Origin of the sequence: Gordonia sputi NBRC 100414, from assembly GCF_000248055.1 — a bacterium.
Lineage (GTDB): Bacteria > Actinomycetota > Actinomycetes > Mycobacteriales > Mycobacteriaceae > Gordonia > Gordonia sputi.
Genome location: NZ_BAFC01000089.1, coordinates 1 through 9,611, shown reverse-complemented (window position 1 = coordinate 9,611; position 9,611 = coordinate 1). Strand labels below are relative to the sequence as shown.

The window sequence follows — 9,611 nt, the reverse complement described above, 5'->3', positions numbered from 1 at the left end:
TTAGCGCCGTGATCCCGTGCGGGGTCGATAGGCGGTCGGCTGCGGCTCAGTAGAGTCGCGGCCGCTTCGTCGTGCGCTAAATTTAGATGCCAAATGTCTGTGAAATTCATGCTAGGGCAATAAGTCCTGCATTTGTTCGGATCTGTGTCACTAAGTCACAAAGATGGACATCGTCGCAAATCCGACGCTAATCTCTGGCCCATGCCTAGCCAGAACTCCTCAATGCGGACCGTTATTCGCAATGTCAATGTGTTTGATGCTGTCGGCGATTCGGTACGACAGAATTCCGACGTGGTCGTCGATGGATCGCGGATCAGTGCCATTTCTGACTCGCCCGTTGGTGAGACGCCGGGAACTCCAACGACTGTCATCGACGGTGGCGGACGGTTTCTGATGCCAGGACTCACAGACGCTCACGTCCATCTGATGGGAAATGCGAACAACTATCTGGACTTCGTGATGGGCGCGACCGGTCTGCTCTTCGGCAACACGATTGCCGAAGCTCGTCGCATGTTGTTGCGCGGTTTCACCACAGTCCGGGACATGGGTGGCGACACAGCTCCGGTGAAGAGCCTCATCGACAAGGGCGAGTTCGAGGGGCCACGAATCTATCCGAGTCAGGCGATGATTTCTCAGACGTCGGGTCACGGCGACTTCGCATTCGTGTACGAGACCCCTTACGCGTTCGACGGAGGTCCCAGCCGTACCGACTCGATCGGCTTCACGCGCGTCGCCGACGGCACTGCGCATGTGTTGACGGCAGTGCGGGAGCAGCTCCGCAAGGGCGCATCACAGATCAAGCTCACAATCGGCGGAGGCGCCGCATCGATGTACGACCCGCTCTACACCCTGCAGTTCACGTCGGACGAGATCCGCGCGGCGGTTCAGGCTGCTGAGGACTACGGCACCTATGTCGCGACGCATGTCTACACCGTCGAGGGAATCCGACGGGCGATCGATGCCGGAGTGCGCTCTATCGAGCATGGGCATCTCGCCGACGAGCAGACAATCGCACTCATCGCGGAGAAGGAGATCTGGTTGTCGATGCAGCCGTTCTTCGAGCACGATCACAGCTATCCCGATGCCAACCGTGCGGGCAAGAATCGCGAAATCTGCAACGGTACAAGCGATGTGTACGCGTGGGCCAAGAAGTACGGGGTCAAGACGGCGTGGGGCACCGACCTGCTACTCGAGCCCGAATCAGCTCCGCGACAGAGTGAAATGGCCGCACGCCTGGGCGAATTCTACCCGAATCAGCAGGCTCTCAAGATGCTCACATCGGGCAACGCCGAGTTGTTTGCTATGGCGGGTAACCGTGATCCCTACGGGTCCGCGCCGCTCGGTGTCATCGCAGAGGGTGCCTGGGCCGACCTGCTCGTCGTCGACGGGGATCCCATCGCCGACATCTCGCTCATCTCCGACCCGGAGAAGAACTTCTCGTTGATCATGAAGAACGGCTCGGCCGTGAAGAATCGCCTGCCTGTTCTCGAACCCGCTGCTGTGTCCGGGAGCTGAGCGGCCATGACAGACGACGATCCGGTGACGGCCCCCATTGCCTTGAACAGATCCACCGACGCCACCGATGCCGTGGGTGTCGACGACGAGGTATTGCTGCGTGCCGACGGAATCGGTGTGCGCGCGTCGTGGGGCCACATCTACGGTCCCACTGACGTGACGGTTCGGCGAGGTGGCGTCACGGTGCTCGTCGGCTCCGGCGGGCGCGGACGAACAGCGCTGCTGCTGACGCTGGCGGGCCGTATGCGCCCGTCGTCGGGACAGCTTCACGCGTTCGGCAAGGTCAACAATGCTCAACACCTGTTCTCCCGTTCGGCGGTCGCATGGATCGACGAGGTGGACGGCATCCAACAGACCATTCGGGTGCGCGACGTTATCACCGAGCAAATACGTTGGGCGGCAAAGTGGTACAAGTGGGTGGGGCGTGCAACGCCAGATGACATGGAACGAATCTGCCGACCCGTCTTCGGCCCATACTCCCTGCCGGACATTGACGACTACGTGGAGGAACTCCCTGAGCTCACCGCCGCTATGTTGCGGATTGCGGTGGCAAACATACGCAAGCCCCCACTCCTTGTCGTCGGCGGAATCGATCGGCTGACCCGAATCGACAGCGCGCAGAAACTCCTCGATCGACTAGCGGCACTCGGTGAGCAACAGACGGTTATCACCGCAGATGTCAACGGGACATTCCCTGACGCTCACGTGCGAGACGTGATCGAGGTTCACAATTTGACCGACAACGAGTTCGTGCAACTCGAGACCGAGGACCGTGTCTGACATGCTCGCAGCCTTCTCTCCGGGTAGCGATTTCAAGCGCTACTACCGCGGCCGGATGCCCCGCCTCGCACTCATCGTCATCATCCTCATGCCGCTGATGTATGGCGCGCTTTATCTCTGGGCCTTCTGGAATCCGTTCAATGCGGTCGACAAGATCCCCGTCGCGTTGGTCAACGCCGACGCCGGTACCACGGTGCAGGGACAAAAGCTCGACGCCGGTGCGCAGGTCGCGCAAGGACTCGTCGACTCGAAACAGCTTGATCTGCATGAGGTTTCGGAAAAGGACGCGGCAGAGGGCGTGCGTGACGGGAAGTACTACTTCTCCATCACGCTGCCCAGCGACTTCAGCGAGTCCGTCGCGTCGCCGACCGGCGACAATCCGCGTTCGGCGCGTTTGATCTTCACCTACAACGATGCCAACAACTACCTGTCGACGGTGATGGGGCAGGACGCGGCCCAACAGGTGGTCAACAAGGTGAGCGCGCAGGTGCGTGCTCAGACGTTCGATATCGTACTCAGCGATGTGAGCAAGCTGATCCCCAAGCTCAAAGAAGCGCAGGCAGGAGTCAATCAGCTCAATGTCGGCATGAAAACCGCGAACCAGGGCGCGCACGAACTCTCCACCAACCTCGTCACCGCGAAGAACGGAGCAGGAGAACTCGCCGGGGGACTGAATGAACTCGACTCGGCTGTCACCTCGGCGACGGATCCGATTCTGGCCGCGCTGAACAACGCTGGAGGCAGCGGACTCTCGACAGCCGAACTGACAGCGGCGGCCGATCGGCTCGGGACCAACTCCCAGGCGGTGTCGGCACAGTTGACCTCTGCGTCTACGACCCAATCTCAGGCGAGCACACTCCTCGACAACACCGTCGCGCAGCTGGCACAGAGCACCGATCCCAATATCAGGGCGCTCGCAGGCGCGCTGGGTCCGGTCCAGAGCTTCCTCAAGACGCAGGGACTCGGTCCGGACGCGAACAATCAACTGACACAGGTGAAGAGCGATGCGACCGTGGTCTCGGCGCAGATGAGCGATCCGCAGAGTCCGGTGAGACAGGCGCTCACCCTCCTCGAGAGTGGAAAGCTCAAGAGCGACATCATGTCTGCGCGGGGTGCGGCGAACGAGCTCAGCAGCGGCGCGACCCAACTCAGTACCGGTCTCGTGGAGCTGAGTAACGGTGCGGACCAATTGTCCAGTGGCACTACGCAACTGGCGAATGGTACGCAGCAACTGGCAGGCAAGGTCAACGACGGCGTTTCGGACATACCGAAGTGGTCTGAAAAGCAAAAGGAGCAGTTCGCGAAGTCGCTTGCGCAGCCTGTCTCGCTCGAGGAGAACACTCTTAATGAGGCCAAGACGTTCGGCACCGGCTTCACACCCTTCTTCTTCGGGTTGGCACTGTTCGTCGGGAGCATTATCGCGTGGATGCTGTTCACGCCGTTGCAGGCGCGACCGATTGCTCAGGGACTCAACTCATTCCGCGTGATCCTTGCTTCCTACGCACCGACCTTCCTGGTCGGAGTCCTGCAGGCCGCGATCTTGTATCTGGTCGTCGTGTTCGCCATCGGGCTTCGTCCAACACACCCTTGGGCCACCTTCGGTTTCATGCTTCTGATGGTGGCGATGTTCATGGCAATGATCCAGATGTTCAACGCGCTGTTCGGCCCGGCTGTCGGCCGCGTTGTCACACTGGCCTTCCTGATGATCATGTTGACGTCCGCGGGAGGTATCTACCCCGTGCCGACGACAACGAAACCGTTCCAATACATCCACTGGGTAGACCCGATGACGTACACGGTCACAGGCCTGAGACAACTCACCGTCGGTGGCGTCGACAGTCGATTCTGGATCGCACTGGCTGTCGTCATCGGCCTGACATGCCTGTTCCTCGCCGTCTCGACATTGGCCGCGCGAAGAAACAGGCAGTACAACATGGATCGCCTGTACCCGCCGGTCGAAGTGTAGGAGTGACAGCCTACGAACCTCGCCTTCTGACGTCCCCCCCGACCCACAAGCACAACGAAATCGAGGAGATCTCAATGACCAACTCACGCAAACATACCAACGCGCGTGCGACCACCAACACCACCGAGAACATCGTCCTCAACCCGGTATTCGCGCGACCGGGAGAGGCGACCGAGTTCCCGAAGTTCACCATCCCGGACTCGATGAGTCTGCCCGAGACCGCCTATCAGATCGTCCACGACGAGGCGATGCTCGACGGCAACGCCCGGCTGAACCTGGCGACGTTCGTCTCGACGTGGATGGACGACGAAGCGCGGAGGCTGTACTCGGAAACCTACGACAAGAACATGATCGACAAGGACGAGTATCCGGCGACCGCCGCGATCGAAGACCGATGCTGGAGGACCATCGCCGATCTGTGGCATGTGCCCGACGTCGATTCATCGATCGGGACGTCGACCATCGGTTCGTCCGAAGCCGCGATGCTCGGAGGCCTTGCGCTCAAACGCCATTGGCAGCATCGACGTAAGGCAGAGAACAAGCCGATCGACAAGCCCAACCTGGTGCTGTCCACCGCGGTACAGGTGTGTTGGGAGAAGTTCCTCAACTACTTCGAGGTGGAGCCGCGCTGGGTCCCCGTCTCCGAAGAACACTTCGTGTTCGATGGCCACGATCTCGAAAAGTACGTCGACGAGAACACCATCGGAGTCATCGCCATCCTCGGCGTCACCTACAACGGGCTGTACGAACCGGTCAAACAGATCTCGGAAAAGCTCGACGAGATCCAGGCATCCACCGGACTCGACGTCAAGATTCACGTCGACGGGGCGTCGGGTGCAATGGTGGCACCCTTCTGCCAGCCCGAACTCGAATGGGACTTCCGCGTACCGCGCGTGGTGTCGATCAACACCTCCGGCCACAAGTACGGGCTGGTCTATCCCGGACTCGGATGGATCATCTGGCGCGACACCGAGGCACTGCCCGAGAGCATGGTCTTCCACTGCAGTTATCTCGGCGGTGACATGCCCACTCTCGCACTCAACTTCTCGCGTCCCGGTGCCCAGGTGCTGTTGCAGTACTACAACTTCCTGCGACTGGGGCGCGAAGGTTACCGGGCGATTCAGCAGGGCTCGATCGATGTCGCGCTGTATCTCTCGCACGCCATCGCGGGGATGGGACCCTTCGATCTCGTCAGCCACGGAGACACGATCCCGGTGTTCGCGTGGAAACTCAAGGAGAGGTACACCGACAAGTGGTCGCTCTACGACCTCTCTGATCGCTTGAGGCTCAAGGGCTGGCTTGTCCCTGCCTATCCGATGGCCGACGGCCTGGCGCACTGGACGCTGCAGCGAATTGTGGTGCGAGCGGGCCTGAGTCACGACTTGGCTGCAGCGTTGCTCGCCGACATCGAGAGCGAAGTGGCGTTCCTCGACAAGCTCGAGACGGCGATGCCACGCGAAGGAACCGGCTCGCACTTCCACCACTGATCGTCGGCGCAGTCGATCGGCACCACTGCTGATCGGTTTCGTTGCCGAGCTCTGTCACCTCCGGCTCTCGGGCTGCGGGGAGTGGATACCCGCTCACCCGCCGCCGAGCGCCGTGGTGACGGCAGAAGGTACGGATCAGGGCGTGTGCGTCTCGGTACGTGCCCGAAACTCGGTACCTGACAGAAAGGAGCAGTTGTCGTGACCTCTGCCGCTGTGGAGTCCCCCGACTGGCATCGCGTCCTGTTGACGCCAACGCTGTCCAAGCAGTGTTGGGGTTTCATGATCGGTTCCGCGCTGTTCGCGTTGGGGTCGGCGCCGTGGATCGGCAGATGGATGGGCGCATCCAATGCGAACATCTGCTACTTCATCGGTGCCTGGTTCTTCACTGCCGCAGCCTTGGTGCAATTGCTGCGCAGCGGCGCCATCACCGTGCCCGTCGACTACTCGCCGGGCACGATGGTTCGCGCGGAATGGCTTGCGGCAGCTACACAGTTCTTCGGCACCCTGATGTTCAACACGAGTACCGCTGCCGCTCTGACCGCGCGCAACATCGCGTCAGAAAAGCATCTCGTGTGGTCGCCGGACGCCGCCGGCTCGGTGATGTTCCTCATCAGCGGGATACTGGTGATCGTCGCGTACAACCACACCAGCAAGGCGTGGAAACCCAGTGATGTCGAATGGTGGTCGGCGCAGATCAACTTGTTGGGCTGCATCGCTTTCGGCGTGAGTGCAGTGGGTGCGTACATCACACCCAACGGCAATACTGTCGACGACGTCCTGGCGAACAGTTGCACGTTCATCGGTGCCGCCTGCTTCTTCGTCTCGTCGATGATCGTCTTGCCTCGGCGAATTCCTGAACGGTCGTAGGCTCATGGGTAAGCGCGAGGAGAAGCGATTCGACACGGTACGTGTGCACGACTGGTACCGGCGGGTGGGAACGTCGCCGCAACTCGGCAGCGCCTCATCGCGGCATCTGCACCGAAGCGGGGCGCGCGACGCGGCGAACTACATGCCGACGTTTGCGCTGGAACCGCATGGCGGAGAAGAGGATTTCGACGAATACCTCTTCTGGCGTCCACTGTCCTTCGTCCTCACGTACGTGCTGCTTCGTACACCGTCGACGATGCACAGGACTGCCCAGTGCATTTCGGAATACAACTCTGACTTCGTTCTGTTCGGTACAACAGACTCCATTGTGGACGGTTTTGTGACCTCCGGTGATCGCGAGTACTCATTCACCTACTCGAATCCACTTGCCGCGCTATCGATGTCGGAGACCTTCTCGATCACCAACACGACGACCGCCGAGTACGCGAGCGTCTGGGTGCCCGCAGAGATGGTCGACGACGCCGATCTCGCCGAAGCCGACCCGGTGATGGAGGACTCGCCGCTGAGTCGGGCTACGGCGGTGTTCCTGCGCAACTTTGCCTATGACGTCGCGGTGCGAGGCGCCGACGTCGACCTCGACGCCGAGATGGCGGCGATCGACCTCCTTCGGTCCACCCTCAATCCACATCGGTCGCGAGAAGCGCACACCGTCGACAGTCCGGCTGTGTTGCGCGGTCGGGTGACCGATGCGATCGATCGCAACTACCGGAACCCGGATTTCGACGCCGAGTCGCTCGCAGGTCTGCTTCACCTCAGTCGACGTCAGCTCTACCGGCGCCTCGCCGAATTCGACGAATCCCCCGCTGAGATGATCGCGCAGCGTCGGCTCGACCGGGCGCGGGAACTGATCGCGCGCGGCGGTTCCTATGGTCTCAGTGGAATCGCGCACGCCTCGGGTTTCTCGTCCGTGGCCACTCTTCGGAATCGTTTCACGGCACGATACGGACTCACGCCCCTCGAGTATGCGAGAGAAGTCTCCGATGGCTAGCAACTACATGGCTGGTAAGTACAACGGCGGACGGGCTTCCGCACCCACTGATCGACGTCAGGACTCGTCTGCAACATTTGGGACGGGGCCACACGGGACGGGTACGCACGTGGCGGGGATGCACAGAGCAAGCATGCGCGGGACACGGTCCGGGGCCGGCCGGCCGTCTTTGTCCCAGGATGCCGTCGTGCGTTGGAAGCGCGGCCTCGGCGTCGGGCTCACCGGGCGTGCGCCACGGGCACTGTCGGGGCGAAGTGGATTGGCGCAGTTCTCGGATTGGGCGATTGCGACCGCAGCGGACCCGAGTGGTTTCGAGGCGCTCAGCTATCAGCGGACACTGTCGATGCTGCGCGTGTACGCGCAACTGGCCACCCCGTACCGACTCACGCGCGGTGTGGAAGCGGGTCGTGGAACCTCGGGCGAGGTTGTCGTCGTCGTCAACGGTCTGCGCGCCTGTACTCACGTCAGAGTCGGCGACCAGATAGGCGCGCTGCGGCCGGGGCAGATGGCGGTGAACCCGGCTGACACGCCCTTCACCCTGTGGACGACAAGTGTCACGGACCCGACGATCCTGCTGGTGCGCGAGGAGACTCTCGGCGTTGTGGACGCGGTGCTGCCTGGTGACTCGGCCAGCCTTCTCCCTCGCACGGTTGCGGCGTTCGTCCAACGCTTCGTCGCCGACGCCGCGACCGCGAACCGGCCAGTGGACGCAGAGGCTGAACGTATCGTCATCGAACTCCTGCGCGCCACCGTTACCCAACACAGTGGGCAGGTCGGGCGACACCTGTCGTCGAGCGCGGCAGTCGTCCGTCAACGCGCGCGCGAGATGATCGAGGAGCGGTATGCCGATCCGGACTTCTCCCCGGACTCCATCGCGCAGGATTTGTTCATGAGTCGACGTCAGCTCTACCGACATTTCGACGACACGGGGACGACACCGTCGAGGTTGATCAACGAACGCAGGCTGAGGTGCGCCCGCGAGCTGCTCAGTGGCGATCACCCGATGCTTCTGGAAGAAGTGGCGCATCGATCGGGGTACGCGTCGGTCAGTACATTACGGAATCGGTTCAAGTCAGAGTTCGGAATCGCGCCCCGACAATTCAGTGAAAGCGTGATTGCGCGAGCGGAAGTGCACGGTGTTTGGGAGAATCGGGTCGATCCTCCGGGGATTCCGATCCACGACACTGATTTCGAGCTAGGTGACAATGTCCGAAAGCACGATCTTCGAAGGCTCGCGGAAAGCAGCCGGCACGAAGAAGGCTGACGCGGGCCATGTGCGCGGGGCGGCGAGATACCGCCTCACTCCGCAGCTCATTGCCGCCTGGCATCAGCGTATCGGCGCCTCCGAGATCGACGGGAAGAACCTACCGCGACCTGCCTGCTCGGCCGACAGCGGAGCGTCGGACTTCATCTCGGCTATGTCGGTGGAGCCGCTGCACGGCTCGGAATTGCAACAGCACATCTTCTGGCGCACGTTGGGTGTGACCTCGGTATTCGCGCTGCTCCGCACGCCATGTACGACGGCACGCACCGCCGAATTGATCGAACGTCACCGCTCGGACTACGTGCTGGTGGCGACGCAGCAGCTTCCGGTATCCGGGCAGATCCGCCACGGCTCCCACACGTATTCCTTCAGGCAGTCGGATCGTCTGCTGATGGTCGACAATCGCTCCCCGTTCGAAGTGGAAACCTTCAGCATCTCGGATTCGGTAGGGATCTGGGTACCCACAGAGCTGTTGGGAGATGGTTTCCAGACGGGGCAGCAATCGCTTGCTCCTATCGTCATGGGGTCGACGCTTGGTTCGGCAATTGCGGCGTTTTTGGTCACCTTTGTACAGGAAGCCGCCGTGCGCGGAAAGCACATCGACTCCGACACCGAGATGAGCGTGGTCGATCTGATTCGAACCGCCATCCGACAATCCGACCTGCGTTCGTTACGCGGCGACGTGGATGCATGCTTCGCACCCGACAACGCGCTAGGGGCTGG

The 9,611-nt window shown here is 61.5% G+C and carries 8 protein-coding genes; all 8 read left to right on the top strand.

Annotation, left to right across the window (positions count from 1 at the left end; translation table 11 throughout):
* Positions 1–222 precede the first annotated feature (222 nt).
* On the top strand, positions 223–1,515 hold the full coding sequence (locus GOSPT_RS15080) for a metal-dependent hydrolase family protein (RefSeq protein ID WP_005207251.1): 1,293 nt from the start codon (positions 223–225) through the stop codon (positions 1,513–1,515).
* Between the two features lie 6 nt (positions 1,516–1,521).
* Positions 1,522–2,295, top strand: a complete 774-nt coding sequence (locus GOSPT_RS15075; protein ID WP_005207250.1) for an ATP-binding cassette domain-containing protein — start codon at positions 1,522–1,524, stop codon at positions 2,293–2,295.
* Between the two features lies 1 nt (position 2,296).
* On the top strand, positions 2,297–4,261 hold the full coding sequence (locus tag GOSPT_RS15070; RefSeq protein WP_005207249.1) for a YhgE/Pip domain-containing protein: 1,965 nt from the start codon (positions 2,297–2,299) through the stop codon (positions 4,259–4,261).
* A 74-nt stretch (positions 4,262–4,335) separates the two neighbouring features.
* Complete coding sequence (gene gad, locus GOSPT_RS15065) at positions 4,336–5,748, top strand: glutamate decarboxylase (protein WP_005207248.1); 1,413 nt, start codon at positions 4,336–4,338, stop codon at positions 5,746–5,748.
* 198 nt (positions 5,749–5,946) lie between these two features.
* A complete protein-coding gene (locus GOSPT_RS15060; RefSeq protein ID WP_005207247.1) occupies positions 5,947–6,615 on the top strand; it encodes a hypothetical protein in 669 nt (222 codons plus the stop codon).
* A gap of 4 nt (positions 6,616–6,619) precedes the next feature.
* On the top strand, positions 6,620–7,624 hold the full coding sequence (locus GOSPT_RS15055) for a helix-turn-helix domain-containing protein (RefSeq protein WP_005207246.1): 1,005 nt from the start codon (positions 6,620–6,622) through the stop codon (positions 7,622–7,624).
* A gap of 187 nt (positions 7,625–7,811) precedes the next feature.
* The gene (locus GOSPT_RS15050; RefSeq protein WP_051993939.1) at positions 7,812–8,888 is read left to right on the top strand and encodes a helix-turn-helix domain-containing protein; all 1,077 of its coding nucleotides are present in this window, start codon (positions 7,812–7,814) and stop codon (positions 8,886–8,888) included.
* 160 nt (positions 8,889–9,048) lie between these two features.
* On the top strand, positions 9,049–9,611 hold a 563-nt coding region (locus tag GOSPT_RS15045; protein ID WP_141630898.1), incomplete at its 3' end, for an AraC family transcriptional regulator.